This is a genomic window from Solirhodobacter olei (assembly GCF_004010155.1).
GTDB classification, from domain to species: domain Bacteria; phylum Pseudomonadota; class Alphaproteobacteria; order Rhodobacterales; family Rhodobacteraceae; genus Solirhodobacter; species Solirhodobacter olei.
In genome coordinates this window covers 104,214-130,170 of the sequence record NZ_RRYH01000012.1, presented here as the reverse complement: position 1 = coordinate 130,170, position 25,957 = coordinate 104,214, and the positions used below count along the sequence as shown (strand labels likewise).

The 25,957-nt window shown below is 70.4% G+C and carries 22 protein-coding genes and 1 pseudogene; 11 read left to right on the top strand and 12 right to left on the bottom strand.

Annotated elements, in window-relative coordinates:
• The first annotated feature begins 57 nt into the window (after positions 1–57).
• A complete protein-coding gene (locus tag EIP85_RS10280) occupies positions 58–2,382 on the top strand; it encodes a DNA topoisomerase IV subunit A (RefSeq protein ID WP_127902099.1) in 2,325 nt (774 codons plus the stop codon).
• Positions 2,383–2,388: 6 nt separating this feature from the next.
• Here EIP85_RS10280 and EIP85_RS10275 read toward each other — a convergent pair whose 3' ends face one another.
• On the bottom strand, positions 2,389–2,649 hold the full coding sequence (locus EIP85_RS10275; RefSeq protein ID WP_127902098.1) for a spike base protein, RCAP_Rcc01079 family: 261 nt from the start codon (positions 2,647–2,649) through the stop codon (positions 2,389–2,391).
• Positions 2,650–2,820: 171 nt separating this feature from the next.
• On the opposite strand from EIP85_RS10275, the gene EIP85_RS10270 reads away from it, so the two are divergent.
• Positions 2,821–4,158 (top strand): glycosyltransferase family 4 protein, encoded by a 1,338-nt coding sequence (locus EIP85_RS10270; RefSeq protein WP_241559954.1) that lies wholly within the window; start codon positions 2,821–2,823, stop codon positions 4,156–4,158.
• On the opposite strand, the pseudogene EIP85_RS23205 reads toward EIP85_RS10270, so the two are convergent.
• The 4 genes and pseudogenes from EIP85_RS23205 to EIP85_RS10250 all read right to left on the bottom strand — a co-directional run.
• Positions 4,104–4,415 (bottom strand): annotated as a pseudogene (locus EIP85_RS23205) (rhomboid family intramembrane serine protease); the annotation flags it as partial. The gene EIP85_RS10270 and the pseudogene EIP85_RS23205 overlap by 55 nt on opposite strands.
• Before the next feature lie 359 nt (positions 4,416–4,774).
• Positions 4,775–6,142, bottom strand: coding sequence for a hypothetical protein (locus EIP85_RS10260; protein ID WP_127902095.1), 1,368 nt, complete (start codon positions 6,140–6,142; stop codon positions 4,775–4,777).
• 7 nt (positions 6,143–6,149) lie between these two features.
• Positions 6,150–6,803, bottom strand: coding sequence for a polysaccharide biosynthesis/export family protein (locus EIP85_RS10255; RefSeq protein WP_127902094.1), 654 nt, complete (start codon positions 6,801–6,803; stop codon positions 6,150–6,152).
• A 21-nt stretch (positions 6,804–6,824) separates the two neighbouring features.
• Positions 6,825–7,508 (bottom strand): sugar transferase, encoded by a 684-nt coding sequence (locus EIP85_RS10250; protein ID WP_127902093.1) that lies wholly within the window; start codon positions 7,506–7,508, stop codon positions 6,825–6,827.
• 201 nt (positions 7,509–7,709) lie between these two features.
• Here EIP85_RS10250 and rfbC point away from each other — a divergent pair, with 201 nt between their 5' ends.
• The 7 genes from rfbC to EIP85_RS10215 all read left to right on the top strand — a co-directional run bounded on the left by rfbC (position 7,710) and on the right by EIP85_RS10215 (position 16,130).
• Entirely contained in the window at positions 7,710–8,273 is a 564-nt protein-coding gene (gene rfbC / locus EIP85_RS10245; RefSeq protein WP_127902092.1) for a dTDP-4-dehydrorhamnose 3,5-epimerase, read from the top strand.
• Positions 8,270–9,307: a dTDP-glucose 4,6-dehydratase gene (rfbB, locus tag EIP85_RS10240; RefSeq protein ID WP_127902091.1), complete on the top strand. Its 1,038-nt coding sequence runs from the start codon at positions 8,270–8,272 to the stop codon at positions 9,305–9,307. Before rfbC ends, rfbB begins: the two co-directional genes overlap by 4 nt.
• The gene (rfbD, locus tag EIP85_RS10235; protein ID WP_127902090.1) at positions 9,304–10,158 is read left to right on the top strand and encodes a dTDP-4-dehydrorhamnose reductase; all 855 of its coding nucleotides are present in this window, start codon (positions 9,304–9,306) and stop codon (positions 10,156–10,158) included. Before rfbB ends, rfbD begins: the two co-directional genes overlap by 4 nt.
• On the top strand, positions 10,155–11,027 hold the full coding sequence (rfbA, locus tag EIP85_RS10230; protein ID WP_127902089.1) for a glucose-1-phosphate thymidylyltransferase RfbA: 873 nt from the start codon (positions 10,155–10,157) through the stop codon (positions 11,025–11,027). The genes rfbD and rfbA overlap by 4 nt, the downstream gene beginning before the upstream one ends.
• 229 nt (positions 11,028–11,256) lie before the next feature.
• The gene (locus EIP85_RS10225; RefSeq protein WP_127902088.1) at positions 11,257–12,204 is read left to right on the top strand and encodes a bifunctional enoyl-CoA hydratase/phosphate acetyltransferase; all 948 of its coding nucleotides are present in this window, start codon (positions 11,257–11,259) and stop codon (positions 12,202–12,204) included.
• 11 nt (positions 12,205–12,215) lie between these two features.
• Positions 12,216–14,666, top strand: coding sequence for a plasma-membrane proton-efflux P-type ATPase (locus EIP85_RS10220; RefSeq protein WP_127902087.1), 2,451 nt, complete (start codon positions 12,216–12,218; stop codon positions 14,664–14,666).
• A gap of 282 nt (positions 14,667–14,948) precedes the next feature.
• Positions 14,949–16,130 (top strand): lytic murein transglycosylase, encoded by a 1,182-nt coding sequence (locus EIP85_RS10215; protein ID WP_127902086.1) that lies wholly within the window; start codon positions 14,949–14,951, stop codon positions 16,128–16,130.
• 51 nt (positions 16,131–16,181) lie between these two features.
• Here EIP85_RS10215 and EIP85_RS10210 read toward each other — a convergent pair whose 3' ends face one another.
• Positions 16,182–19,637 (bottom strand): chromosome segregation SMC family protein, encoded by a 3,456-nt coding sequence (locus tag EIP85_RS10210; protein WP_127902085.1) that lies wholly within the window; start codon positions 19,635–19,637, stop codon positions 16,182–16,184.
• Between the two features lie 276 nt (positions 19,638–19,913).
• Between EIP85_RS10210 and EIP85_RS10205 the strand changes: the two genes are divergently transcribed.
• Positions 19,914–20,378 carry a GNAT family N-acetyltransferase gene (locus EIP85_RS10205; protein WP_127902084.1) on the top strand — a complete coding sequence of 155 codons (465 nt, stop codon included), beginning with the start codon at positions 19,914–19,916 and terminating at the stop codon, positions 20,376–20,378.
• A gap of 27 nt (positions 20,379–20,405) precedes the next feature.
• Here the strand turns inward: EIP85_RS10205 and EIP85_RS10200 are convergent, their stop codons facing one another.
• Genes EIP85_RS10200 through EIP85_RS10190 form a run of 3 tightly spaced genes read right to left on the bottom strand, consistent with a single transcriptional unit; the run spans position 20,406 to position 22,848 of the window.
• On the bottom strand, positions 20,406–21,056 hold the full coding sequence (locus tag EIP85_RS10200) for an HAD family hydrolase (protein WP_127902083.1): 651 nt from the start codon (positions 21,054–21,056) through the stop codon (positions 20,406–20,408).
• Entirely contained in the window at positions 21,053–21,631 is a 579-nt protein-coding gene (rsmD, locus tag EIP85_RS10195) for a 16S rRNA (guanine(966)-N(2))-methyltransferase RsmD (protein ID WP_127902082.1), read from the bottom strand. Before rsmD ends, EIP85_RS10200 begins: the two co-directional genes overlap by 4 nt.
• Positions 21,628–22,848 carry an NAD(P)/FAD-dependent oxidoreductase gene (locus EIP85_RS10190; protein WP_127902081.1) on the bottom strand — a complete coding sequence of 407 codons (1,221 nt, stop codon included), beginning with the start codon at positions 22,846–22,848 and terminating at the stop codon, positions 21,628–21,630. Before EIP85_RS10190 ends, rsmD begins: the two co-directional genes overlap by 4 nt.
• Before the next feature lie 80 nt (positions 22,849–22,928).
• On the opposite strand from EIP85_RS10190, the gene EIP85_RS10185 reads away from it, so the two are divergent.
• Positions 22,929–23,417, top strand: a complete 489-nt coding sequence (locus tag EIP85_RS10185) for a peroxiredoxin (protein ID WP_127902080.1) — start codon at positions 22,929–22,931, stop codon at positions 23,415–23,417.
• 53 nt (positions 23,418–23,470) lie between these two features.
• Here the strand turns inward: EIP85_RS10185 and EIP85_RS10180 are convergent, their stop codons facing one another.
• The 3 genes from EIP85_RS10180 to EIP85_RS10170 all read right to left on the bottom strand — a co-directional run bounded on the left by EIP85_RS10180 (position 23,471) and on the right by EIP85_RS10170 (position 25,950).
• The gene (locus EIP85_RS10180) at positions 23,471–24,358 is read right to left on the bottom strand and encodes a mechanosensitive ion channel family protein (protein WP_127902079.1); all 888 of its coding nucleotides are present in this window, start codon (positions 24,356–24,358) and stop codon (positions 23,471–23,473) included.
• The gene (locus tag EIP85_RS10175) at positions 24,352–24,651 is read right to left on the bottom strand and encodes a 4a-hydroxytetrahydrobiopterin dehydratase (protein ID WP_127902078.1); all 300 of its coding nucleotides are present in this window, start codon (positions 24,649–24,651) and stop codon (positions 24,352–24,354) included. Before EIP85_RS10175 ends, EIP85_RS10180 begins: the two co-directional genes overlap by 7 nt.
• Before the next feature lie 123 nt (positions 24,652–24,774).
• Positions 24,775–25,950 (bottom strand): GNAT family N-acetyltransferase, encoded by a 1,176-nt coding sequence (locus tag EIP85_RS10170; RefSeq protein WP_127902077.1) that lies wholly within the window; start codon positions 25,948–25,950, stop codon positions 24,775–24,777.
• Between the last annotated feature and the right edge of the window lie 7 nt (positions 25,951–25,957).

The following is a 25,957-nucleotide window of genomic DNA, read 5'->3' as shown; positions in this document are numbered from 1 at the left end:
CGGCAAGGCGCGGGATTGGCTCTGGACCCCGGCTTTGGGGCGATTTACACCAGATCCATGAGCGCATCCGACGACGACAACAATATGGAGACGGCGCCGCTGGCCGAACCGCTTTCGCGGGCAATCGGCGAGCGTTACCTGACCTATGCGCTGTCGACGATCATGGACCGGGCGCTGCCGGATGTGCGCGACGGTCTGAAGCCGGTGCACCGCCGCATCCTTTACACGATGCGCGAGCTGCGGCTGGCCTCCTCGGGCGCCTACCGGAAATGTGCCAAGATCTCCGGCCAGGTGATGGGCGACTATCACCCCCACGGCAATGCCGCGATCTATGACGCGCTCGCCCGCCTGGCGCAGGATTTCAACGTCCGCTACCCGCTGGTCGACGGGCAGGGCAACTTCGGCAACATCGACGGCGACAACCCCGCCGCCGAACGCTACACCGAGGCCCGGCTGACCCCGGCGGCCGAGGCGCTGCTGGCGGGCCTGGACGAGAACGCCGTCGATTACCGCCCGAACTACGACGGCACGCTGGAAGAGCCGGTGGTGCTGCCCGCCGCCTTCCCGAACCTTCTGGCCAACGGGGCCAGCGGCATCGCCGTCGGCATGGCGACCAACATCCCGCCGCACAACATCGGCGAGCTGATCGAGGCCTGCCTGCACCTCATCAAGACGCCCGAGGCGCGCGACGAGACGCTGATGGGCTATGTCCCCGGCCCCGATTTCCCCACCGGCGGGGTGATCGTCGAGCCGCGCGGGAGCCTCTTGGAGACCTACCGCACCGGCCGCGGCTCGATCCGCCTGCGCGCCCGCTGGCAGGTCGAGGACCTCGGCCGCGGCCAGTGGCAGGTCGTGGTCACAGAGATCCCCTACCAGGTGCAGAAATCGAAGCTGATCGAGAAGCTCGCCGAGCTGATCCAGCTGAAGAAGGTGCCGATTCTCGCCGATGTGCGCGACGAGAGCGCCGAGGACGTGCGCCTGATCCTGGAGCCGCGCTCGCGGACGGTGGATCCAGAGGTGCTGATGGGCACGCTGTTCCGGAATTCCGATCTCGAGATCCGTTTCGCGATGAACATGAACGTGCTGATCGACGGGCGCACGCCCAAGGTCTGCTCGCTCAAGGAGGTGCTGCGCGCCTTCCTCGACCACCGGCGCGAGGTGCTGCAACGGCGCAGCGCCCATCGGCTGGGCAAGATCGACCACCGGCTGGAGGTCCTCGAAGGCTTCATCACCGCCTTCCTGAACCTCGATCGCGTCATCGACATCATCCGCTACGACGACGAGCCCAAGGCCGCGCTGATGGTGGAGGACTGGGGCAACCCGCACAGCCGCGCGAGTTCCGAGAAGGACTATGTCTCGCCCCTCAAGCTGGCCCGCCCGGGCGCTGCGGACGAGCCGACGCTGACCGAGATCCAGGCCGAGGCGATCCTCAACATGCGCCTGCGCAGCCTGCGCCGGCTGGAGGAGCTGGAGCTGCTGCGCGAGCAGGACGAACTGATGAAGGAGCGCGCCGGTCTGCAGGACCTCCTCGACAGCGAGTCGCTGCAATGGGGCGTCATCGCCGGTGAGCTGCGCGAGGTCCGCAAGAGCTTCGGCAAGGACGCGCCGGGCGGCGCCCGCCGCTCCGACCTCGCAGAGGCGGCGGAGGTGGAGGAAGTGCCGCTGGAGGCGATGATCGAGCGCGAGCCGATCACCGTCGTCTGCTCCAAGATGGGCTGGGTGCGGGGGCTGAAGGGCCATGTCGCGCTCGACACCGAGATGAAGTTCAAGGACGGCGACGGACCCCGCTTTGCCTTCCATGCCGAGACCACCGACCGGATCCTGATCTGCGGCTCGAACGGGCGGATCTACACCGTCATGGGCGCCAACCTGCCCGGCGGGCGCGGGATGGGCGAACCCCTGCGGCTGATGGTCGACCTGCCGAACGAGGCGGAGATCGTCGAGATGCTGGTCTATCGCAGCGGCGAGAAGCTGCTCGTGGCCTCCGACGCGGGCGACGGCTTCGTGGTGCCGATGGACGAGGTGCTGGCCCAGACCCGCGCCGGCAAGGTCGTGCTGAACGTGCGCGAGGGCGTGAAGGCAAAGGTCTGCCGCGTGGTGGCGGGCGATCATGTCGCCGTGGTCGGCGAGAACCGCAAGATGCTGGTCTTCCCGCTGGCCGAGCTGCCGGAGATGGCGCGCGGCAAGGGCAACCGGCTGCAGCGCTACAAGGACGGCGGGCTGTCGGATGCGACCACGTTCGAGCTTGCCCAGGGCCTCAGCTGGAAGGATCCCGCCGGGCGGACGCGGACCGAAACCGATCTTTCCGAATGGCTGGGCGCGCGCGCCTCTGCCGGGCGGATGGCGCCGCGCGGCTTCCCGCGCGACAACCACTTCACCTGATCCCGCTCACCAGAGCGCGACGATCGCTCCCGCCGTGGTGCCGGTCGCGCGCACCCGCTCGGCCCGCACCGGCAGCAGGCTGCCCGCCGCGACGCCCGCGAAGGTGACCTGCTGCCCCCCTGCCATGGTGACCGCCAGGTCCCCGGCCTGGCCGACGTAAAGCGCGCGGCTGACCTCGGCCAGCGCGGCGGCGTCGTCGGGGGTGACGGCGGCCGCGTCATGCGCGGGCGAGACCGGTGTGGTCGGAAATTCCTTGAAACTGTCCATCGGACCTCCTGCTTGGCTGGCAGGCCCCCCGGGCCGCGCCCGTATGCCTGCGACCTCGGACGGCCGCAGCTTTCGCCCGGCCTGGGCTGGTTCTCTGCCACCCCACGGTTAACCCCGCTTTAACTCTGCGCGCGGTTCACTGGCCCCGTGCTTGCGGACGGGGAGAGGGCCGTGACCGATGAGAGCTTTGTACCCGGGCCGCGCCGCCGGGTCCTGATCCTGGTGGAGAACCTGCCGGTCCCGCTTGACCGGCGGGTCTGGATGGAGGCAACGACGCTTGTGGCGCATGGCCACGAGGTCAGCGTCATCTGCCCGACGGGCCGGGGATGGACCGAGCCCTTCGAACTGCGCGAGGGGGTGGAGATCCACCGCTACCCCGAACCACCCGAGGCGCATTCCGGCGCCGGCGCCTACGCGCGGGAATACGTCCATGCGCTCCGCCACATGCTGCGCCGTACCCGGCAGGTCTGGCGGACGCGAGGCTTCGACGTGATCCACGGCTGCAACCCGCCCGATCTTCTGTTCCTCATCGCGCTGCTCTACCGCCCGCGCGGGGTGCGGTTCGTCTTCGACCAGCACGACGCCTGCCCCGAGCTGTTCGAGGCCAAGTTCCACCGCCGCGGCCCGCTCCGACGCCTGATGCGCCTCTGCGAGCGGTTGAGTTTCGCCGCGGCCAGCGTTTCGATCGCCCCGAACGAAAGCTTCCGGCGCATCGCGCTGACCCGCGGGCGGATGGCGGCAGAGGATGTCTTCGTCGTCCGCTCTGGCCCGCCGGCGCAAAGCTTCGCCCCCGGCCCCCCCGACGCGGCGCTGCGGAAGGGTGCGCGGACCGTGCTCGGCTACGTCGGGGTGATCGGCCAGCAGGAGGGGATGGACCTTCTCGTGTCAGCCGTCGACCACCTGGTGCACGAGATGGGGCATGCCGACCTTCATGCCCTTATCGCGGGCTTCGGGCCGCATCTGGCAGAGGTGCGGCGCGACGTCGCCGCCCGGGGGCTGGAGCGGCATTTCACCTTCACCGGTCCGCTCTACGGCGCGGCGCTTCTGGCCGCGCTCAACAGCTGCGACATCGGCGTCAGCCCGGACCCGAAGACCGCGATGACCGACATCTCCACCATGAACAAGGTGCTGGAATACATGGCGCTGGCAAAGCCGGTGGTGCAGTTCGACCTTGCCGAGGGGCGCGCCTCGGCGGGCGAGGGGGCGCTTTACGCAAGGCCGAACGACCCGCGCGATTTCGCCCGGAAGATCGCCAGCCTGATCGAGGATCCCGCGCGCGCCCGGGACATCGGGCAGATCGGCCGCGCGCGGCTGGTCGAGCGCCTCTGCTGGGCGCATTCGGTGCCCCCGCTTCTGGCCGCTTACGAGCGGGTCTTCGCAAAAGGCCAGCCGCGGCGGCCGAGCAGAAGCGCCACGACCCAGCCGGTCAGGAACCCGCCCAGATGCGCGCCCCAGGCGAGCTCGCCATTGGTGACGAAGAAGAAGACCACGTTGAAGGCGACGAGGTAGAGGATCGGCCGCGCCAGCGCCCGCGCAGTCTGCATCCGGCTCCAGCCGAAGGCGCGGCGGTCCGACCAGGCCCAGGCCAGCAGCGCGCCCGCCATGCCGAAGAGCGCACCGGAGGCGCCGATCATCGGATTGTTCGAGAAGCTGAAGAGCGCAAAGCCCGCACCGCCGCCCACCGCCGTGATCAGGTAAAGGACGAGAAACCGCCCCTGGCCCAGCCGCGCCGTCACCGGCGGGGTCAGCACCACAAGCGTCCACATGTTCAGCGTCACATGCAGGAAGCCGCCGTGCAGGAACGCGTAGCTGAGAAACATCGCCTCCCGCTGGCCGGGAAAGAGCGGCGCCACACCCTTCAGCAGCGGGGCCCAGAAGGCGCCGTAGTAATAGGCGGCGTCGCGCCAGCCCGGCGCGCCCCACAGCCCGGCGTCGTTGCCCTCCAGCGCCGCCTCGATCGCGACGCAGAGGATCAGGATCACGGCCGCCACCGGCTCCCTCCGGATCCAGCCGGTGAAGCGGCGGGGGAGGCTCTCGCGGGGCGGTCTGACTGGGGCGTCGGCTCGGATCATGGCCCCTGACTGCGGCATTGGGACCCCCGCGCGCAAGCGAATTCTCCGTCAGCTCAGGGCCGGACGGTCAGGCTGCGGCTGAGCCGGAGGAAGAGTAGGTTGTCGCGGCCCGCAATGCCGGCCGCGGTGCTGCGCCGATGGCTGATCCCGGCCGCGAGGGCCCAGCCGGGCGTCATCTGGCGGGTGAAGGTGGCGCTGAGCGTGGTCCAGCTCTGCCGCCCGGCACCGGATGCAAGCGCCGGGTCGGTGCGGGCGAAAAGCGCCGAGAGGTCGATCCTGTCGCGCGCGCTGATCTGGTAGCGGTAGCGTGCGTCGGCCCGGGTGATCAGCTCCTCGCCCACGTCGAGACCGCCGTCCGGCACCGGGCTCGCGATCTCGCGCGACAGGCGCAGGCGGAACCGTCCCGTGGGCAGGGCCTGGCGGTAGTCCAGCCGCGCCAGCCCCTCCGTCGCGCCGCCGTTGAGACGCGAGGCCCCGAGGCGGAAGCAAAGCCCGCCCTCCGGCAGCTCGATCACGCGTGAAAGCAGGAGCGTCTGCCGCGGCCCGTTCGGCCCTAGATCGCGGCGGAGCTCTGCCGAAAGCCGCCCACGCCCGGCCTCGCGGGTCAGCACCGCACCGCCGATCGCCGTGCTCCGGCGCCCGGTGGTCTGCGTCTGCCGCGCCGCGCCGAGGCTCAGCTCCAGCCGCAGCGCGCCGGGCAGGTCCTGCGCCAGCGTGACGCCCAGCCGGCCCTGCCGTTCCACTGACCCGGCAGGGTCCTTCGCGCGATAGTCGATCCGGCTGAGCCAGGCGCGGGCCTCGGCGCCCTCCGCCAGCTGCAGCCGAAGGCCAAGCCGGGCCCGCAGGCTGCGGCTGTCGTAATGGCCTGCGCCTGCCCCGGAATAGCGCCGGGTCCGCGCCCCGGCCTCGGCCGTCAGTCCGAGGGGTGCGTCGATCCCGGATGCGAAGCCGAGCCGAGCCGTAGTGATGCGCCGCTGGCCCGCCGTGCCGCCGGCGAGGTCGCTGCCCGACAGCCGGGCCTGCTCCAGCGGGTCGAGGAAGCGCAGATCGGCCACCCCGGTCTCGACGCGGACCTCCATCCGCGCACCGGCGCCGGTGTGGTGGTAGCCCAGCCGCGCCGTGCGGTCGTCAATGCGCGCCTCGTCCCCCTGCCCGGGCAGCCGGGCCAGCCGCAGCGTGCCGCCAAGATCGAGGATCAGCCGGTCCTGCCGCGTGACCGAGCGGAGGCCGAAGCCCAGCCGCGTGTCAAAAAGCGTGGAGGTTCCCGGCGCGGCGGGGGCGAGGGCGAAGTTGCGATCCACCCGCAGGGCGGATGCGAGATCGAAGCGCAGCGTGGTGCCCGGCGGCGGGTCCTCCCCGGCCCCTGCCGGGGCTGCGGCGGCGCAGAAATGCAGGGCCAGGCAGGCAAGGGCGATCCGCATCCCGGGCCTATTCGAAAAGCCGCCGCGTCGGCACCAGGATTACGTCGCCGGCCTGCACTTCCGTGCCGAGTGCTACGGCCCCCCTGCCTCGGGCGGGCCGGCCCGTCAGCGAGAAGACGTAGATCCGGTCGGTGCCGGTGCGGGGATCGTGGCGGTGCAGCTCGATCCGCCGGCGGGCGGCGAAGCCGGTCACGCCCCCCGCCTGCGCCAGCACCTGCAGAAGGGTGGTGCCGGGGGCGACCTCGACCTTGCCGGCCTTGGCGATCTCGCCGGTCAGAAACACGTCGATCCGGTGCCCTGCGGCCGGTTGCGCCGGGGCCCGCCGCCCCAGCCCGCGGACCGAGACGTTGACCGTCGGCCGGATCGCGAATTGCGGCGCGATGCCCCGGGTGATCGCCTTGGCGATGGCGTCGGTTGTCTGCCCCGCGACGCCGAGGGCGCCCAGATAGGGAAAAGAGATCGTGCCGTCCGGCAGAACCAGAAGCTCCCGGTTGAGGCTCTCGTCCTCCAGCACCTCGATTCGCAGCCGGTCTCCCGCTTGGACGGTGTATCGCATCTGGCCCAGCGCCTGCGCGGTGCAGGCAAGCCAGAAGAGGAGCCCCGCGACCGCGAGTACGGCGCGTCTGTGGCCGGGGCTGAACGGGCAGAGGTATCGGGCCATCGGATCGTCCCTCTTCCGGGTCTATTCGCCAGGCAGCTGGACCACCGCCCGCACCGTGCGCGCGAGGATCCGCATGTCGGTGGCGAGCGAGAGCGAGGCGGCATAGCAGCTGTCGAACAGGGCCCGCTCGGCGAAGGTGGCGTGGTTTCGTGCCTCTGTCTGCCAGAGGCCGGTGAGGCCGGGGCGCAGCCCCTCGTAGGCCGTGCCGGGGTAAAGCGCGCGCTGCTCCGGCAGCATCGGCCGCGGCCCGACGAGCGACATATGGCCGGCGAGCACGTTCAGCAGCTGCGGCAGCTCGTCGAGCGAGGCGGCGCGCAGGACCCGGCCAAGCGGGGCGATCCGGGGATCGCGGCGCAGCTTTTGGTACGCCGCCCATTCGCGCGCCGCGCCCGGGTCAGCGGCCAGCAGCGCCTGCAGCCGCGCTTCCGCATCCGGCACCATGGTGCGGATCTTGATCATCCGGAAGCGGGTGCCGCCGCGGCCAAGGCGGATCTGCAGGAAGAACGGGTTGTGCCCGTCGAGCGCCGCGAGGGCGGCCACCAGAAGGATCAGCGGCAGGCTGAACGGGGCCGAGGCGAGCACCAGCAGGATGTCCAGCGCCCGCTTGATTCCGTGGTCATAGAGCCCGCCGGCGCGGGCCTGCCGCGCCACGGCCCTCGCGGGCCGCGTGGTGTCGAAACTGTCGGATGCGAAGCTGCGGGTCATGGTCCCCCCGTCGGTTCTCCCGGGTCCTCCGGTGGGGTCATCAACACGCTATTAGGCTTAAAGTTCGGTTAATTGCGTGGGAGGCTCCCGAGCGGCCGATTGCGGGGGAAAACTCCCCGCGCGCCATGCTCGGGTGACAGCCTCGCCTTGTCATGCTAGCAGCGGCCTCGATTAGATGGTGAATGTGAGCGCACAGCCCCGATGCAGATTTCTCCGACCTCTCTTCCCGGCCTTCTCCTCCTCACGCCGCGCCGCCATGGCGACTCCCGCGGCTTTTTCGCGGAGACCTGGAACCGCCGGACGCTGGAAGGCGCTGGGGTGCGTCTGCCGGAGTTCGTGCAGGACAACCATTCGTTCTCGGCCTCTGCCGGCACAGTCCGCGGCCTGCATTTCCAGTCGCCGCCGCATGCGCAGGGCAAGCTCATCCGCTGCGGCCGGGGGCGGCTGCGCGACGTCGCCGTCGATGCGCGCGTGGGTTCGCCCACCTATGGCCAATGGGTCGCCGAGGAGCTGAGCTTCGAGAACGGCCGCCAGCTCTGGATCCCGGCGGGGTTCCTGCATGGCTTCGTCACGCTCGAGGACGACACCGAGATCGTCTACAAATGCACCGATTACTACGCGCCCGACTGTGACGGCGGCGTGCGCTGGGACAGCGCCGGCGTCGACTGGGGCTGGGACGGCCCGCCGATCCTGTCGGAGAAGGACGCCAAGGCCCAGGCCTTCGCCGATTTCGCCTCTCCCTTCCGCTGGGAGGGCGAAGAATGAAGATCCTCGTGACCGGCGGCGCGGGCTTCATCGGCTCGGCGGTGGTGCGCCTCGCCGTGGCGCGCGGCCATGCCGTGGTGAACCTCGACGCACTCACTTATGCCGCCTGCCTCGAGAACGTCGCCTCGGTCGCCACGAGCCCGCTCTATGCCTTCGAAGAGGCCGATATCCGCGACCGCGCCGCGCTCGACCGGGTCTTCGCCACCCACAGGCCCGACGCGGTGATGCATCTTGCCGCCGAGAGCCACGTCGACCGCTCCATCGACGGGCCCGGCGCCTTCATCGAGACCAACGTCACCGGCACCTACAACATGCTGGAGGCTGCGCGGGCGTACTGGACGGCCGAGGGCAAGCCCGAAGGCTTCCGCTTCCACCACATCTCCACCGACGAGGTCTTCGGCACGCTGGGCGAGACCGGGCAATTCACCGAAGACACGCCCTACGCGCCGAACTCGCCCTATTCGGCGTCGAAGGCCGCCTCCGACCACCTCGTCCGCGCCTGGCACGAGACCTATGGCCTGCCGGTGGTCATGACGAACTGCTCGAACAACTACGGGCCCTATCACTTCCCCGAGAAGCTGATCCCCGTGGTGATCCTGAACGCGCTCGCGGGCAAACCGATCCCGGTCTACGGGCAGGGCACCAACGTGCGCGACTGGCTTTATGTCGAGGACCACGCCGACGCGCTGCTGAAGGTGCTGACCGAGGGCGCGGTGGGCCGCAGCTACAACATCGGCGGCGAGAACGAGGCCCGCAACATCGACCTCGTCCACATGATCTGCGCCATCCTCGACCGGCTCCGGCCGGAGGGCGCGCCGCACGACCGGCTGATCAGCTTCGTCACCGACCGCCCCGGCCATGACGCGCGCTACGCGATCGACCCGACCCGCATCCGGACGGAGCTGGGCTGGCGGCCCTCGGTGACGCTGGAGGAAGGGCTGGAGCGCACGGTGCGCTGGTATCTGGACAACGAGGCCTGGTGGCGCGCGCTGCAAAGCCGCGAGGGCGTCGGCAAGAGGCTCGGAACCGCATGAGGCTCCTGGTCTTCGGCCGAACAGGGCAGGTCGCGCGCGAGCTCGCACGCCGGGCGCCGGCGGCAAGGTTCCTTGGCCGCGAGGCTGCCGATCTCGCCGATCCCGCCGCCTGTGCCGCCGCGATCGCCAAGGCCGCGCCGGAGGCCGTGATCAACGCCGCCGCCTGGACCGCGGTCGACAAGGCGGAAGCCGAGGACGCCGCGGCGCAGGTCGTCAATGGCGAGGCCCCGGGCGCGATGGCGCGCGCCTGCGCCGGCCTCGGCATCCCCTTCCTGCATGTCTCGACCGATTACGTCTTCGACGGCTCGGGTGACCGGCCCTGGCAGCCCGACGATCCGACCGGCCCGCTGGGCGCCTATGGCCGCACCAAGCTCGCGGGAGAGGATGCGGTGCGCGCGGCCAGTGGTCCCCATGCGATCCTGCGCACCTCCTGGGTCTTCTCGGCCCATGGCGCGAACTTCGTGAAGACCATGCTGCGGCTGGCGGAGACCCGCGAGGCGCTGAACGTGGTCGGCGACCAGGTCGGCGGGCCGACCCCGGCCGGGGACATCGCGGCGGCGCTGCTGGCCATGGCCGCGCAGCTCGCCGCCGATCCGGGCAAGTCCGGCACCTACCATTTCGCGGGGGCCCCGGACGTCAGCTGGGCCGATTTCGCGCGCGAGATCTTCGCGCAGGCCCACCGCCCCGTCGCCGTCACCGACATCCCGACCGCGGCCTATCCGACCCCGGCCAAACGCCCGGCCAATTCCCGGCTGGACTGCACCACGCTTGCCACCACCTTCGGCCTCCCCCGCCCCGACTGGCGCGCGGGCCTGGCCGAGGTTCTGGCCGACCTTGGAGTAACAAGTTGAAACGCAAGGGCATCATCCTCGCCGGCGGCTCCGGCACGCGGCTTTACCCGATCACCATGGGCGTCTCGAAGCAGCTTCTGCCGCTTTATGACAAGCCCATGGTCTATTACCCGCTCTCGGTGCTGATGCTGGCGGGGATCCGCGAAGTCCTGATCATCACCACGCCCGACGACCAGCCGCAGTTCAGGCGGCTCCTCGGCGACGGCAGCCAGTGGGGCATGGATCTTTCCTACATCGTCCAGCCCTCGCCCGACGGGCTGGCGCAGGCCTATATCCTGGGCGAGGACTTCCTCGCCGGCGCCCCCTCCGCCATGGTCCTGGGCGACAACATCTTCTTCGGCCATGGCCTGCCGGAGGTTCTCGCCGCCGCCGATGCGCGCGAGACCGGCGGCACCGTCTTCGGCTACCGCGTCTCCGATCCCGAACGCTACGGCGTGGTCGAGTTTGACGCCGAAGGCCGCGCCCGCGCCATCCTCGAGAAGCCGGAGGTGCCGCCCTCGGACTATGCCGTCACCGGCCTCTACTTCCTCGACGGCACCGCCCCAGAGCGGGCGCGCGCCGTCAAACCCTCGGCCCGCGGCGAGCTGGAGATCGTGACGCTGCTGGAGATGTACCTCGCCGAGGGCGCCCTGCGGGTGGAGAAGATGGGCCGCGGCTATGCCTGGCTCGACACCGGCACCCACGCGAGCCTGCTCGACGCCGGGAACTTCGTGCGCACGCTGGAACAGCGGCAGGGCCTGCAGGTCGGCTCGCCCGACGAGATCGCCTATACCGCCGGCTGGATCGACCGCGCGGGCCTGCGCGACCGCGCCAAACTCTTCGCCAAGACCGAGTACGGGCGGTACCTGGAACGGCTGGCGCGCGAATAGGTCGCGGCCCGGTCGGGATTGCCTGCGGGCGCTCCGCGGGTCTAGAGATATCCATGACTCAACCGCAGACGGAAGGACGCCCATGCCGGGCCCGACCGATCGCTCCCGCCGTGAACAGGGCGGTACCCGCAAGGCCGGCTTGACAGCCGATGCCGCGCCGCAGAAAGTTCTCGGCGCGGGGGGCGCGAAAACGCCGTTTCCCGCGCCCGTTGCTGGCGGAGACCGCGCCATGTCCGAAGGCCATCACGTCTTCTCCGCCCTTCTGGCGCGGGCCCAGGCCACGCCGCCGATCGATACCGCCGTCGTCTATCCGCTGAGTGAGGTCGCGCTGCAGGGCGCCTGCGAGGCGGCCTCGGCCGGGGTGATCAAGCCGATCCTCATCGGCCCCGTGCGTGAGATCGAGACGCTGGCCGCCGGCCTCGGGCTCGACCTCTCGGCCCATGTCCTCGTCGACATGCCGACGGAGGAGGCCGCCGCCGCCAAGGGCGTGGAGCTCTGCCGCAAGAACAAGACCCACGTCCTGATGAAGGGCAGCCTTCACACCAGCACCTTCATGCACGCCGTCATGGCCGACGATATCGGCCTGCGCGGCACCCGCCGGATCAGCCATGTCTTCATCTTCGACGTGCCGCGCTATCCGCATGTGCTGATGATCACCGATGCCGCAGTCAACATCGCGCCGACGCTTTCCGACAAGGCCGATATCGTGCGAAACGCCATCGACCTCGCCCATGTGCTGGGCATCGCCCAGCCCCGCGTGGCGATCCTCTCGGCGGTGGAGACGGTGGATCCGAAGATCCGCTCCACCATCGAGGCGGCGGCGCTCTGCAAGATGGCGGAGCGCGGCCAGATCACCGGCGGGCTGCTCGACGGGCCGCTAGCCTTCGACAATGCGGTGAACCTACGGGCGGCGCAGATCAAGCACCTGACCTCGCCGGTCGCGGGGCAGGCGGATATCCTAGTCGTGCCCGATCTCGAATCGGGCAATATGCTGGCCAAGCAGCTGGAATATCTCGCCGGGGCCGAGGCGGCCGGGATCGTCGTCGGCGCCCGGGTGCCGATCGTGCTGACCAGCCGGTCGGACGGACCGAAGGCGCGGCTCGCCTCGGCGGCGGTGGCAGCGATGCTGGCGGAGGCGCGCGCGCCGACGGCGATCGGGGTGGAAACGGGCGCGTAGGGGTAAGTGCGATGGCTGTGGTTGAAAACGAGGCCGTTGCAGAGACGCCGGCAGCCCCCGCGACCGACATCGAGACCGGCCTGACCGGCGCCGAGGCCGCCGCGCGCCTGTCCCGCTTCGGCCCCAACGCGCTTCAGGAGAAACACCAGAGCCTGCTGTCGCGCATCTCCGGCTACTTCTGGGGCCCGATCCCCTGGCTGATCGAGGCGGCGGCGATCCTGTCGCTGATGCTCGCCGACTGGGCCGATTTCGCGGTGATCGCGGCCATGCTTCTGGTCAACGCGGGCGTCGGTTTCTTCGAGGAGAACAAGGCCGATAACGCCATCGCGCTGCTGAAGCAGAAGCTCGCCCCCTCCGCCCGCGTCCTGCGCGACAAGCGCTGGCAGGAAATCGCGGCCCGCGACCTCGTGCCCGGCGACATCGTCCGGCTGGAGATCGGCAACATCGTTCCCGCCGACCTCACCCTGCGCGCGGGCGACTACCTGTCCACCGACGAGGCGGCCCTGACGGGCGAATCCCTGCCGGTCGACAAGAAACCGGGCGATACCGCCTATTCCGGTTCGGTCGTCAAACTGGGCGAGATGGTAGGCGAGGTCAGCGCCACCGGCATGACCACCTATTTCGGCCGCACCGCGGCGCTTGTGCAATCGGCCCAGCACCGGTCGCACTTCCAGCAGGCGGTGATGCGGATCGGGAACTTCCTGATCATCACCGCGCTGGCGCTGGTGGCGCTCATCCTCGTGGTTTCCGTTCTGCGGCAGAATCCGTTCTGGGAGGCGGTGCAGTTCGCGCTGATCCTGACCGTCGCCGCGATCCCGGTGGCGCTGCCGACGGTGCTTTCCGTCACCATGGCGGTCGGGGCAGAGCGGCTGGCGCGGATGAAGGCGATCGTCTCGCGCCTCGTCTCGATCGAGGAGATGGCGGGCGTCGACGTCCTTTGCTCGGACAAGACCGGAACGCTGACCCTCAACCAGCTGACGGTGGAGGCGCCGCGACCGGAGGAGGGGGTGGAGAAAGAGACGCTGCTGACGGCGGCGGCCATCGCCTGCAACCTCTCTGGGCCCGATGCGATCGACCAGGCGGTGCTGCGCGCGGCGGCGGATCTGGACGGGGTGAAGGCCTTCGCCCGGGGCCGGTTCACGCCCTTCGACCCGATCTCCAAGCGGACCGAAACCGCGGCCACGAAGGACGGGGAAGACTGGCGGTTTTCCAAGGGCGCGCCGCAGGTGATCCTCGATCTCGCCGGGCTCGACGGCGCCGCGCGCAAGGCGGTGGAGGCGCAGGTGGACGCGCTGGCGGGCGAGGGGTTCCGCGCCCTCGGCGTGGCGCAGGCGCGCGGCGAAAGCTGGCAGTTCCTCGGCCTGATTCCGATCTTCGACCCGCCCCGGCCGGATGCGGCCGGCACCATCGCCCGCGCCAAGGCGATGGGGCTGACGGTCAAGATGATCACCGGCGATCACGAGGCCATCGCCCGCCAGATCGCGGGGCAGCTCGGCCTTGGCCAGAACATCAGCCCGGCTGGGCAGCTCCTTGACGGGCCCTCCGCCGAGGTCTCTCAGCGGGTGCGGGCAGCGGATGGCTTCGCCCGCGTCCTGCCCGAGCATAAGTTCAAGATTGTGCAGGTTTTACAAGACAGTGGCAGTATCGTCGCGATGACGGGCGACGGCGTGAACGACGCCCCGGCGCTGAAGCAGGCGGATGCCGGGATCGCCGTCTCGGGGGCCACGGATGCGGCGCGGGCGGCGGCGGATCTGGTGCTGACGGATCAGGGGCTGTCGATCATCACCGAGGCGATTGCGGAGGCGCGGCGGATCTTCGAGCGGATGACGAGCTACGCCACCTTCCGCATCGCAGAGACGATCCGGGTGCTGCTGTTCATGACCGCCTCGATCCTCGTCTACAATTTTTACCCGGTCACCGCGATCATGATCGTCCTTCTGGCCGTGCTGAACGATTTCCCGATCATGATGATCGCCTATGACAATGTCGCCGTGGCCGAAAAGCCGGTGCGCTGGGACATGCGGCGGGTGATCACCATCGCAACCACGCTGGGCGTCATGGGGGTGGCGGAGACTTTCCTGCTGTTCTGGTATGCCGACACCGTCGCGCATCTGCCCCGCGACGTGATCCAGACGCTTATCTTCCTGAAATTGCTGGTTTCCGGACATATGACGCTTTACGTCACCCGCAACCAGAGCTGGTTCTGGCGCCGCCCGCTGCCGGCCTTGCGGCTGTTCCTGACCACCGAGGCGACGCAGCTGATCGGAACGCTGATCGCGGTCTATGGCGGGCTTGTCACGCCGATCGGCTGGCGGCTGGCGCTGATCGTCTGGGCCTATTGCCTGGTGGTGCTGCCGATCGAGGGCGCGATCGCGATGGGTATCCGCCGCCTCTACGCCCGCCGGCTCGCCCCCGCCGCCAGGAGCCCGGCCAAGGGCGCAGCCAAGAGCGCGGCGGGCTGAGCCCGCCCGCTTTCCCCCAGAGCTTACCGAGACCTTACCCGGGAGCGCGGCGAGGCCCGGCGCATTCCGGCCGGACCGGACCCAAGCCCTTGGTTCGGCTGCGAAAACGCCATACCGCTTTCGCACCGTATTCGCACCGCTTTCGCACCGTAGAGCGCCGTCCTCCCGACCGGGCGCATTGGCGTGAGGCGCCCCGGCCGAGGCTTGCCACCAGAGGTGGTATCGCTAAGCTCGCCCCCACCCGCCGGCCGGACCCGCGGCGGCAAGCCCTGGAGCGACCCGATGCGACGACCCGCCCGCGCCCTTCTCGCCCTTCTCGCCACGCTCGCCGCCACCCCGGCGCTGGCCGTGCCCTGCGGCGGCAGCTTCGATGCCTTCATCTCCGCGATGAAGGCGGAAGCGATCGCAGAGGGCCATCCCAAGGCGGCCGTCGATCGGTTCTTCGCCGGTGCGGCGGAGGATCCGGGGGTGCTGCGGCGCGACCGGGCGCAGGGGTTCTTCCAGAAGGATTTCCTCGACTTCTCGCGCGCGCTGATCAGCCGGGAGCGGCTGGACCGGGGCCGGGTGATGGCGCAGAAATACGCCTCCGTCTTCGCCCGGGCCGAGGCGCGCTATGGCGTGCCCAAGGGGATCCTTCTGTCCTTCTGGGCCTTCGAGACCGACTTCGGCGCGGTGCAGGGCGATTTCAACACCCGCAACGCGCTGCTGACGCTGGCGCATGACTGCCGGCGGCCGCAGATCTTCCAGCCGCAGGTGCTGGCCGCGCTCTCGCTTTACGAAAAGGGCGAGTTCGATCCCCTGCACACCACCGGCGCATGGGCGGGCGAGGTCGGACAGGTGCAGATGCTGCCGAAGGACATCCTGGAACGCGGGGTGGACGGCGACGGCGACGGCAAGGTGACGCTGAAGACCTCTGCCCCCGACGCGCTGATGTCGGCGGCGCATATGCTGCAGATGTTCGGCTGGCAGGCGCATCAGCCCTGGATGGTCGAGGTCCGGGTGCCGGAGCGGATGGACTGGGCGAAATCCGGGCTCGATACCCAGATGCCGGTTTCGCAATGGGCCGCGATGGGGGTGCGGGCGCGCGACGGGGCCCTGCCGGCCGGGGGGCTCGAGGCCTCGCTGCTGCTGCCTCAGGGGCGGCATGGGCCGGCCTTCCTCGTCTTCGCCAATTACCGGGTGCTGTTCCAGTGGAACAAGAGCTTCGTCTACGTCACCACGGCGGCCTATTTCGCCACCCGGATGGAGGGTGCGCCCCCCTATGACGCGGGCCATCCCGATCCCGGGCTCTCCGGGCCGGAGATGGTGGCCCTGCAGCGCAAGCTGCAGGCGCGGGGTTATGACGTGGGCGCGATCGACGGCGTTCTCGGCTCCGGGACCCGGGGGGCGGTGCAGAAGGCGCAGGAGCGGCTGGGCCTGCCCGCCGACGGCTGGCCGACGAAGGCGCTTCTGGACCGGCTCTGACGCCCCGGTTCCGCCGCCGGTTCCGCAGAGCCCGCCCCCCGGGGCGAGGGGTCACGCCACCAGCTGTTCGGCCTTCTTGAGGTCCACCGAGACGAGCTGGCTGACGCCCTGTTCCTGCATCGTCACACCGAACAGCCGGTCCATCCGGCTCATGGTCACCGCGTGGTGGGTGATGACGAGGAAGCGGGTCTCGGTCTGGCGCGTCATCTCGTCCATCAGGTCGCAGAAGCGGGTCACGTTGGCATCGTCGAGCGGCGCGTCGACCTCGTCGAGCACGCAGATCGGCGCCGGGTTGGCCAGGAAGACCGCGAAGATCAGCGCCAGCGCCGTCAGCGTCTGCTCGCCCCCGGACAGCAGCGAGAGGGTGGAGAGCTTCTTGCCCGGCGGCTGGCACATGATCTCCAGCCCGGCCTCCAGCGGGTCGTCGCTCTCGACCAGCACAAGGCGCGCCTCGCCACCGCCGAAGAGGTGCTGGAACAGCATCGAGAAGCTGGAGTTGACCTGTTCGAAGGCGGTCAGCAGGCGTTCGCGGCCCTCGCGGTTAAGTCCGGCGATCCCGGCGCGGAGCTTCTTGATCGCCTCCTCCAGGTCGGCCTTCTCGCGGGCGAGATCGTCATGCTCGGTCTGCACCTCGCGGGCGTCCTCCTCGGCGCGCAGGTTCACCGCGCCGAGCGCTTCCCGCTGCCGCTTCAGGCGGTTCACGTCGGCCTCCAGCGACTCGGCCGACGGCATCTTCTCGGGATCAGCGTCGAGCGTGGAGAGGAGCTTTGCCGGGCTTGCCTCGGTCTCCTCGCGGATGCGTTCGGCGGCGGTGGCGGCGGCCTCGCGGGCGGCCTCGGTCCGGGCCTCGGCGCGGGCGCGGGCCTCGCGCGCCTCGCCTGCCGCGCGTTCGGCGTCGCGCTCCGCGCCCTGCGCGGTCCTTAGCGCGGTCTCCGCTTCCGCCATCGCATCGGCGGCGCGGGCGCGGCGGTCCTCGGCATCGTCGATCGCCTCGGACAGCTCGGCGCGCTTGGCGGCGATGGCCTCGGGCTTCGACTGCGCCGTTTCCAGCTCCTCCTCGCTGGCCGCCTTGCGTTCCTCCAGCTCGGCGATGCGCCTTCCCGCGGTCTCCAGCCGCTGGCGCCAGCTTGCCACCTCCTGCGCGATCTCCTGCCGGCGGCGGGCGCGGGCCTCGCCCTCGCGGCGGATCTCGTCATGGCCGGAGCGGCGGGTCATCATCGTCATCCGCGCGGCTTCGACCGCGGTCTTGACCTCCTCCACCCCGGCGCGGGCGGTGTCGAGATCCGGCAGCCCCTTCACCGTGGCCTCCGCCTCGCGAAGCGCCGCGCGGGCGGACATCGCCTCTTCCTCGTGGCGCGCGACGGCGAGGCGGGCCGATTCGAGTCGCCCGCCGGTGATCGAGCGTTCGGCCTCGGCCCGCGACAGCGCGCGCTGCGCCTCGGCCACGCGGGCGTCGGCGGCGCGGCGGGCCTCGCGTGCGGACTGGTCGGCGCGGGCGAGTTCGGTCATCCGGGCGTGGAGGAGCTCGTGCGCCTGACGCGCGCCCTCGGCCCGGGCGGCGACATCCTCCAGGTCCCGCTTCAGCGCCACCAGCCGGTTGAGCTGCTGCAGCCGAAGCGCCGCGGCCGAGGGCGCATCCTCGGCCGAAAGCCGGTAGCCGTCCCAGCGCCAGAGGTCGCCGCCGCGCGTCACCAGCCGCTGGCCGGGCAGCAGCGCAGGCTGCAGCCGGTCGCCTTCCTCCGCCTCCACCAGCCCGATCTGGCCAAGCCGGCGGGACAGCAGCGCGGGCGCCTCGACATGCACGCCCAGCGGCACCACGCCCCCGGGCAGCGCGGGCGGCGCGTCGTAATCCGGCAGATCCGCCCAGCCGGTGCGCTCGTCGCCCTCGACCACCGGCGCGCGGAGGTCGTCGGCCAGCGCGGCGCCAAGGGCATGTTCGTACCCCGGCGCCACCGTCAGCCGGTCCAGAAGCTGCGCGCCGGCATGGCTCTCGCGCTCCACCAGCTTGGCGAGCGCCGCGACCTCGGCGCGCAGCGCGCTGGCCTCGCCCTCGGCCTCCGAGCGCTGGGCGCGGGCCTCGGCCTCGCGGCTCTGGGCCTCGGCGCGGGCGGCTTCGGTCTCCTCCAGGACCTCCTCGGCGCGGGCGGCGGTGGCGGTGGCGGCCTCGGCGGCGTCCTCGGCGGCGGTGAAATCGGCCCCGGCCTTGTCCAGCGCGGAGGCGGCGCCCTCGACCACGGCACGGGCCTTGCCAGCCTCGGCCTCGCTCTTGTCCAGCGTGGTGCGGGCATCGGCGAGCATGCGCTGGGCGGACTGGTGGCGGGCGGCGAGGCGGGCCACGTCCTCCGTCACCTCGGCCAGCGCCGCCTCGCGGTCCTGCAGCACCGAACCGGCCTCGCGCGCGGCCTCCGCTGCCGCCGAAAGCCGGTCGTCATGGCCGACCTGGGCCTTGGCGATCTGGGCCTCTTCCCAGTCGAGCTTCTCGATGGTCTCGCCCGCGTCGCGGTTGAGGCCGGCCTCGCGCTCCATGTCGCGGGCCATCTGGGCGATGCGGGCCTCCAGCGCCGCGATCTCCTGGCGGGCGCGGGCTTCCTCGTCGGCCAGCCGGTCGCGCTCCACCGTGAGGCGCTGCAGGACCGCGGCGGCGATGGTCTCCTCCTCGCGCAGCGGCGGCAGCGCCTCCTCGCGCGCGACGCGGGTGCGGCCGGCGGCAAGCGCCTCGGCCTCGGCGCGGGCGGCGGCGCGGGTGCGCTCGGTCAGCTGCCCCTCGGCCTCCTGCCTTGCAAGATCCGCCTCCGCCCAGCGGCGGTAAAGCAGCATCCCCTCGGCGCGGCGCAGCTCCTCGCCGATCTCGCGGTAGCGGGCGGCCTGGCGGGCCTGGCGGGCGAGGGTGGCGAGCTGCTGGGCGAGGCTTTCGATCAGGTCGTCGACCCGGGTCAGGTTGCCCTCGGTCGCCTGCAGCCTGAGCTCCGCCTCGTGCCGGCGCTGGTAAAGGCCGCCGATGCCCGCGGCTTCCTCGAGGATCACCCGGCGGTTCTTCGGCTTGGCGTTGATCAGTTCCGAGATCTGGCCCTGCCGGACCAGCGCGGGCGAATGCGCGCCGGTGGAGGCGTCGGCGAAGAGCATCTGCACGTCGCGGGCGCGCACGTCCTTGGTGTTGACCTTGTAGGCCGAGCCCGCGTCACGGGTGATGCGGCGGACGATCTCGATCGCGTCCTGGTCGTTGAAGCCGGAGGGCGCCAGACGCTCGGAATTGTCGATCGTCAGCACCACCTCGGCGAAGTTGCGGGCCGGGCGGGTGGAGGCGCCGGCAAAGATCACGTCCTCCATCCCCGAGCCGCGCATCGCGGTGGGCCGGTTCTCGCCCATCACCCAGCGCAGCGCCTCCAGCAGGTTCGACTTGCCGCAGCCATTCGGGCCGACAACGCCCGTCAGCCCGTCGGCGATCAGCAGATCGGTCGGGTCGACGAAGCTCTTGAAGCCGTTCAGGCGCAGGCGGGTGAACCGCAAGGGGTCCTCCGGATGATTCCCGTTTGGCCTGACATCGTCCGGGCAGGGGCCATGCGAGTCAACCGGGAACGCAAGTGGGTGGGGTGGATAGGCGGTTTATCCACAATATCTTGGTGGCCCACGGCCCTGGTGGTGGCTTCTTGACGGAGGCGCGGGCGCGCGGCCTAATAGAAGCGGTTTGCCTGGGGGTATGATGGGTACGAGCGCGACGGTAATGCCGGGCGGCGGAGGCCGCCCCTGCGGCGGGGCTTCCCCGGGCGCCGGGGGGATTTCGCCATGAAGCTGGTGCGCGCAGATGCCAAGACCGACTGGGCCGCCGTCCTGCGCCTGATCCGCGAGACCTTCGCCTATATGGACGGGCGGATCGACCCGCCCTCCTCCATGCACCGGCTGACCGAGGCCGACATCGCCGCCCAGGCTGAAAAGGGCGAGGTCTGGCTGATCGAGGCCGAGGGCGTGCCCGTCGCCTGCGTCTTTCTGACGGTGAAGCCGGACCGGCTCTACCTCGGCAAGCTGGCGGTGGCGGTGGGCTGGCGCGGCAAGGGGCTGGCGCGGCAGCTGGTGGCGATGGCGGAGGAGCGGGCGCGGGCGCTGGGCCTGCCGGCGCTGGAGCTGCAGAGCCGGGTGGAGCTGGTCGAGAACCACGCCGCCTTCTGGGCGATGGGGTTCCGCGAGGCGGGCGCGACCGCGCATCCGGGGTTCGACCGGCCGACCTCGCTCACCTTCCGGCGCGGCGTCTGAGGCCGGCGCCGCCGACGCCGCCCGCCCTCACAAGCCGATAAGGCGCGGCAGGTCTTCCATGGCATGAAACACCTGCGCCCCCTCTGCGGCCAGCCGCGCCCCGTCGTCATGGGGGGCGAAGCCCAGGCAGGCCATCCCGGCATTGCGCGCGGCGCGGCAGCCGGTGGGGCTGTCGTCCACCACCACCGATCGGTCGGGCGGGGCGCCGAGCGCGGCCGCTGCGTGCAGGTAGAGGTCCGGCGCGGGCTTCGGCGCGCCGAGCGTCTGGCCGGAGAAGAGCCGCCCGTCGAGCCTGCGGAACACGCCCGGGTGCTGGCTGAGCGTCACCTGCATCTTCTCGTCCGAGCCATTGGACCCCACCGCATAGGGAATCCCCGCCGCGTCGAGCCGGTCGAGCACCTCGGGGATGCCTGCGATCAGCGGCGTGCCCTCGGCCAGCCGGGCGTAGAGGCGGTCGTAGAACCGCTCCACCCAGTCATCGGGCAGATCGGCGCCGCGGGCGCGGGCACGTTCCCAGTTGTCCTTCATGGTGGAGCCGAAGAAGTCGCGCTCCATCTCCTCCGGCGTCACGGTCAGGCCGTATCCCGCGAACTCCTCGGCCATCAGCGCGAAGCCGGCGGGCTCGCTGTCGACCAGCACCCCGTCGCAGTCGAAGATCACGGCGGCGGGTGGGGTCATGGGGCCTCCGGGGGCTGTTGCGGTGCGGTCAGAAGGGTGACGGTGGTGTCGCCGTAGCGGCGCTGGTCGCGGATCTCGAAGCCCGGGGGCGGGGCGGGGGGCGCGCCTTCCTCCCAGACCACCAGCGCGCCGGGGGCGATCCAGCCGCCCTCGACCGCCGAGGCCAGCGCCCGCTCTCCCAGCCCCTTGCCATAGGGCGGGTCGAGGAACACCAGCCCGAAGGGCGCCCCGCGGTTCTCGCCCAGCCGGGTCGCGTCGCGGCGGTAGAGGTCGGTCGTGCCCATGGCGCGCATCAGCTCCACGTTCCGGCGGATCAGGGCGCGGCCGGCGGCGCCGTCCTCGACGAAGGTCACGCGGGCCGCGCCGCGTGACAGCGCCTCCAGCCCCAGCGCGCCTGTGCCGGCGAAAAGGTCGAGCACGCGCGCGCCCTCGATCGCCGGGTAGGGGCCGTGGGCGATGAGGTTGAAGATCGCCTCGCGCACGCGGTCGGTCGTCGGGCGCAGATGCGCGGCCGCATCGCCCTTGCCGACCTCGGCCAGTTGCAGGCCGCGATGGGTGCCGCCGACGATCCTCACGCCTTCAGAAGCGCCTTGAGGTCCGCCGCCGGGTCCGCGACCACCGCCGGATCGGGGGTCTTGCCCGCCTCGATCAGCCGCTTGCCGATCATGTAGGCGCGCGGATCGTTCATCGCGTCGACGGCCAGCAGCCGCCCCCCGCCGTAATACCAGAACGAGACGGAGCGCGCCGCGCCCGCGGTCCCGTCGTCGCGGGCGACGATCGTGTCGTAGCCGGTATTGAGGCCCGCGATCTGCAGCTTCACGTCGTATTGATCGGACCAGAACCAGGGCTTCGGCACGTAGTCCTGCGCCGCGCCCAGCATGTTGCGCGCCACCAGTTCGCCCATGTCGATGGCATTGCCGACGCTTTCGAGGCGGAGCCGCCCCGCGCCTGCCGGGAAGGAGGCGCAGTCGCCCGCCGCCCAGATGGCGGGATCGGAGGTGCGCCCCTGCGCGTCGGTGGCGATGCCGTTGTCGATGGCAAGCCCGGCCGCTTCGGCAAGCCGCGTGTCGGGCGTGATGCCGATGCCGACGATGACGAAATCCACCGCCATCTCGGTTCCATCGGTGAAGCGCGCGCCGCGCACCCGTCCCTCGCCGGTCAGCCGTTCCAGCCCCGTGCCCTCGCGCAGCGTCACGCCATGCGCGCGGTGCGTGGCGCGGAAGAAGTCAGAGGTCTCGGTCGCGGCGACGCGCTGCAGGATGCGGGGGGCCATCTCGACCAACGTCACCTCGAGTCCGAGCTTTGCAGCAACGGCCGCGGCCTCCAGCCCGATATATCCGCCGCCGATGACAAGAAGCCTGCGGCTGGGCTGGAATTCCGGCGCCATCGCGTCGACATCGGCCAGCGTTCGGACGGTGTAGACGCCTTCAAGATCGCCCCCGATCGCGGCGGGCAGGCGCCGCGGCAGGGCGCCGGTGGCGAGCGCGAGCTGATCGTAGGGGACCGCGCTGCCGCCCACGGTCACGGTCTTGCCCGCGCGGTCGATCGCGGTCACCGGATCGCCGAGGCGCAGCGTGATCTTCTGCTCGTCGTAGAAGGCGGCGGAGCGCAGGAACAGGCGCTCCAGCTCCATCTCCTTCAAGAGGTATTGCTTGGAAAGCGGCGGCCGCTGATAGGGGGCAAGCGGCTCCTCTCCGATCACGGTGATGGCGCCGGTGAAGCCCTCGGTCCTGAGCTTCGCCACCAGCGACGCCGCCGCCTGACCCGCCCCGATCACCACGATGCCCGCCATGGTTTCCTCCGAAAGCACTGGTTTGCCACCGTGGCGAGCTATAATCCCTGAGACGGGAAACGCAATCTGTGAGGATAACTATGGGACTTTCCGTTGGGGACCAACTGCCGGAGGCGACTCTGGTGGCGATGGGAGAGAATGGCCCGGAAGAGGTGAGCCTGGGCAGCCTGACCAAGGGCCGCAAGGTGGTGATCTTCGCGCTGCCGGGGGCCTATACCGGCACCTGCACCACGTCTCACGTGCCGAGCTTCATCCGCACCAAGGCGGATTTCGATGCCAAGGGGGTGGATGACGTCATCTGCCTTTCCGTGAACGACCCCTTCGTGATGGACGCCTGGGGCAAGTCCACCGGCGCCAGCGAGGCCGGCATCCGCATGATCGGCGACGCCACGGCGGACTTCACCAAGGCGGTGGGGATGGATTTCTCGGTGCCCTCGCGCGGGCTGGTGGACCGCTCCAAGCGCTACGCGATGTATGTGGTCGACGGTACGGTCGAGGTGCTGCACGCCGAGGAAAACCCCGGCGTCTGCGACCTGTCGGGCGGCGAATCCATGCTGGCCGCGATCTGAGCCGGGCGGCCTGACCTGACGGCCGGCGCGGGATCTGCCCGCGCCGGCCGCGTTTAACCGGCCTTCGCCTGGGCGGCCCCGTCTTCCGCGGCGGCCTCCTGCTGCAGCCAGACGGTGCGGTTGGGGAAGGGGATCTCGATCCCGTTGGCGTCGAGCGCCTCCTTCACCGCGCGGTTCATGTCGTTCTTGAACATCCAGAAATCCGAGCTCTTCGCCCAGCAGCGGCAGAGGAAATCGACCGAGCTGTCGTTCAGCCCGCTGACCTTGAGGAAGAAGGCGGGCTCGGCCAGCGCGCGGGGGTCGGAGGTGACCGTCTCGCGGATCACCTTCTCGGCCAGCGCGAGGTCCGTCGAATAGGCCACGCCGAAGGTCCATTCCGCCAGCCGCGTGTCGTAGACCGAGTAGTTCGTCACCACGTTGCCCCAGACCTTGGCATTGGGGACGATGATCTGCAGCCCGTCGTAGGTCTTCAGCTCGATGAAGTTCAGGTTGATGTCGAGAACGGTGCCGGAAACCCCGTCGACATTGATGAAATTGCCAAGCTTGAACGGGCGGAACAGGATGATCATCACCCCCGCCGCGACATTCGACAGCGTGCCCTGCAGGGCGAGGCCGACCGCCAGGCCGGCGGCGCCGAGAACGGCGATGATCGAGGTGGTCTGGATCCCGAAGGTGTTGAGGATGAAGAGCCCCGCGAAGGTCATCACCGCGTAGCGGGTGATGCTGCCCAGGAAGTTGAACAGCATGTCGTCGAGGCGTTCGTATTTCTTGCCGAAGGCGACGATGCGGCGGTCGGCCCAGCGGGCGATCACGAAGCCCGCGACCAGAATCACCAGCGCGGCTATGACATTGCCGAGGATCGTGGTCAGAAAGCCCATGGTGAGGAGCTGCCCCACCGTCTGGGTCTGAGTGACGTGGAGGTTCAGGATCTCTTTCAGCATTCGGCGAGTTGCTCCATCTTGCGCGCCAGCTTGATATCGAGCTCGGTCAGCCCGCCGGCATCATGGGTGGACAGCGTGACCTCGACGGTCTTGTAGACGTTGAACCACTCCGGATGGTGGTTCCATTTCTCGGCCCAGATCGCGGCGCGGGTCATCCAGCCGAAGGCCTCGACGAAATTCTTGAAGCTGAAGGTCCGGGTGATCGCGTCGCGGCCCTCGACCAGGGTCCATCCGGCCTCCAGCAGCGGCTGAAGCGCCTCGGTGCGGGCGGGGTCTGTCAGTTTCTCGGCCATGGGGTGTCCTTTCTCTGCGGCAGCGGGGGCGCGCGTCTTGGCGCCAAGGCTAACGCGCTTCGCCCGAAATGTGAATCGCGTGGCCGGACAGGCGCCCCCGGGCGGGGGCAGACGGCGCCCGGCCTACTCCGGCCTCTCGCCTCGTCGGAATGGGCCGTAGGCGGTGAGCACCTCGATCTCCTCGCCCACCGCGTCGCGTTCGGCCTCCAGATAGCGCGCCACGGCGTTGCGGAAACCGGGATCGGCGATCCAGTGCAGCGAATGGGTCGGCACCGGCAGGTAGCCGCGGGCGAGCTTGTGTTCGCCTTGCGCCCCGGCCTCGACCCGCGCGAGACCCCGGGCGATGGCGAAGTCGATCGCCTGGTAGTAGCAGAGCTCGAAATGCAGGCAGGGGTGGTCCTCGGTACAGCCCCAGTAGCGGCCGAAAAGCGCGTCGCGGCCGATAAAGTTCAGCGCGCCGGCCACCCAGCGGCCGTTCCGCTCTGCCAGCACCAGCAGGATGTCGTCGCGCATCGTCGCCTGCATCTCGTCGAAGAAGGCGCGGGTGAGGTAGGGCTGGCCCCATTTGCGCGCGCCGGTGTCCTGGTAGAAGCGCCAGAAGGCGTCCCAGTGCCCGGGCTCAATGGCCGGGCCGGTAAGCTGGTGGATCGTGCCGCCGAAGGCCTGCGCCTGCGCCCGCTCCTTGCGGATCGCCTTGCGCTTGCGGGACGAGAGGGTGTCGAGGAAGGCCTGGAAATCGCCGTAGCCCGCGTTCGCCCAGTGGAACTGCTGGGTGGTGCGGCGCATCAGGCCCATGGCGGCCCCGGCCTCGGCCTCTTCTTCCGTGCAGAAGGTGATGTGGAGCGAGGAGAGCTGGTTGTTCTCGGCCAGTTGCAGCGCGCCCTGGATCAGCGCGCGGCGGCCCAGATCCTCCAGCCCCGGGCGGGTGAGGAAGCGGCGGCCGGTCGCGGGGGTGAAGGGAACCGCCACCTGAAGCTTCGGGTAATAGCGCCCGCCGGCGTTCTCGTAGGCATGGGCCCAGTTGAAATCGAAGATGTACTCGCCCTGGCTGTTGCCCTTGACGTAGAGCGGCGCGACCGCGATCGCCTCGCCCCCCGCCCGGGCGACGAGCGGATGCGCGGCCCAGCCGGTGCCGGGCCCGACCGAGCCGGAGCGTTCCAGCGCCGACAGGAACCGATGCGTAGTGAACGGGTCCGCCGGGCGGCCGTCTGCCGCCTCCGGGCAGGCACAGGCGTCCCATTCGGCCGCCGGGATCTCCGACAGGCCGGCGAGGGCGGCAATCTCGATCGTCTCCGTCATGAGCCGG

Coding starts and splice junctions, on each gene's coding strand:
- EIP85_RS10280 (WP_127902099.1), top strand. CDS start 58: ATGAGCGCATCCGACGACGACAACAATATGGAGACGGCGCCGCTGGCC.
- EIP85_RS10275 (WP_127902098.1), bottom strand. CDS start 2,649: ATGGACAGTTTCAAGGAATTTCCGACCACACCGGTCTCGCCCGCGCAT.
- EIP85_RS10260 (WP_127902095.1), bottom strand. CDS start 6,142: ATGCGGATCGCCCTTGCCTGCCTGGCCCTGCATTTCTGCGCCGCCGCA.
- EIP85_RS10255 (WP_127902094.1), bottom strand. CDS start 6,803: ATGGCCCGATACCTCTGCCCGTTCAGCCCCGGCCACAGACGCGCCGTA.
- EIP85_RS10250 (WP_127902093.1), bottom strand. CDS start 7,508: ATGACCCGCAGCTTCGCATCCGACAGTTTCGACACCACGCGGCCCGCG.
- rfbC (WP_127902092.1), top strand. CDS start 7,710: ATGCAGATTTCTCCGACCTCTCTTCCCGGCCTTCTCCTCCTCACGCCG.
- rfbB (WP_127902091.1), top strand. CDS start 8,270: ATGAAGATCCTCGTGACCGGCGGCGCGGGCTTCATCGGCTCGGCGGTG.
- rfbD (WP_127902090.1), top strand. CDS start 9,304: ATGAGGCTCCTGGTCTTCGGCCGAACAGGGCAGGTCGCGCGCGAGCTC.
- EIP85_RS10225 (WP_127902088.1), top strand. CDS start 11,257: ATGTCCGAAGGCCATCACGTCTTCTCCGCCCTTCTGGCGCGGGCCCAG.
- EIP85_RS10220 (WP_127902087.1), top strand. CDS start 12,216: ATGGCTGTGGTTGAAAACGAGGCCGTTGCAGAGACGCCGGCAGCCCCC.
- EIP85_RS10215 (WP_127902086.1), top strand. CDS start 14,949: ATGCGACGACCCGCCCGCGCCCTTCTCGCCCTTCTCGCCACGCTCGCC.
- EIP85_RS10205 (WP_127902084.1), top strand. CDS start 19,914: ATGAAGCTGGTGCGCGCAGATGCCAAGACCGACTGGGCCGCCGTCCTG.
- EIP85_RS10200 (WP_127902083.1), bottom strand. CDS start 21,056: ATGACCCCACCCGCCGCCGTGATCTTCGACTGCGACGGGGTGCTGGTC.
- EIP85_RS10190 (WP_127902081.1), bottom strand. CDS start 22,848: ATGGCGGGCATCGTGGTGATCGGGGCGGGTCAGGCGGCGGCGTCGCTG.
- EIP85_RS10185 (WP_127902080.1), top strand. CDS start 22,929: ATGGGACTTTCCGTTGGGGACCAACTGCCGGAGGCGACTCTGGTGGCG.
- EIP85_RS10180 (WP_127902079.1), bottom strand. CDS start 24,358: ATGCTGAAAGAGATCCTGAACCTCCACGTCACTCAGACCCAGACGGTG.
- EIP85_RS10175 (WP_127902078.1), bottom strand. CDS start 24,651: ATGGCCGAGAAACTGACAGACCCCGCCCGCACCGAGGCGCTTCAGCCG.
- EIP85_RS10170 (WP_127902077.1), bottom strand. CDS start 25,950: ATGACGGAGACGATCGAGATTGCCGCCCTCGCCGGCCTGTCGGAGATC.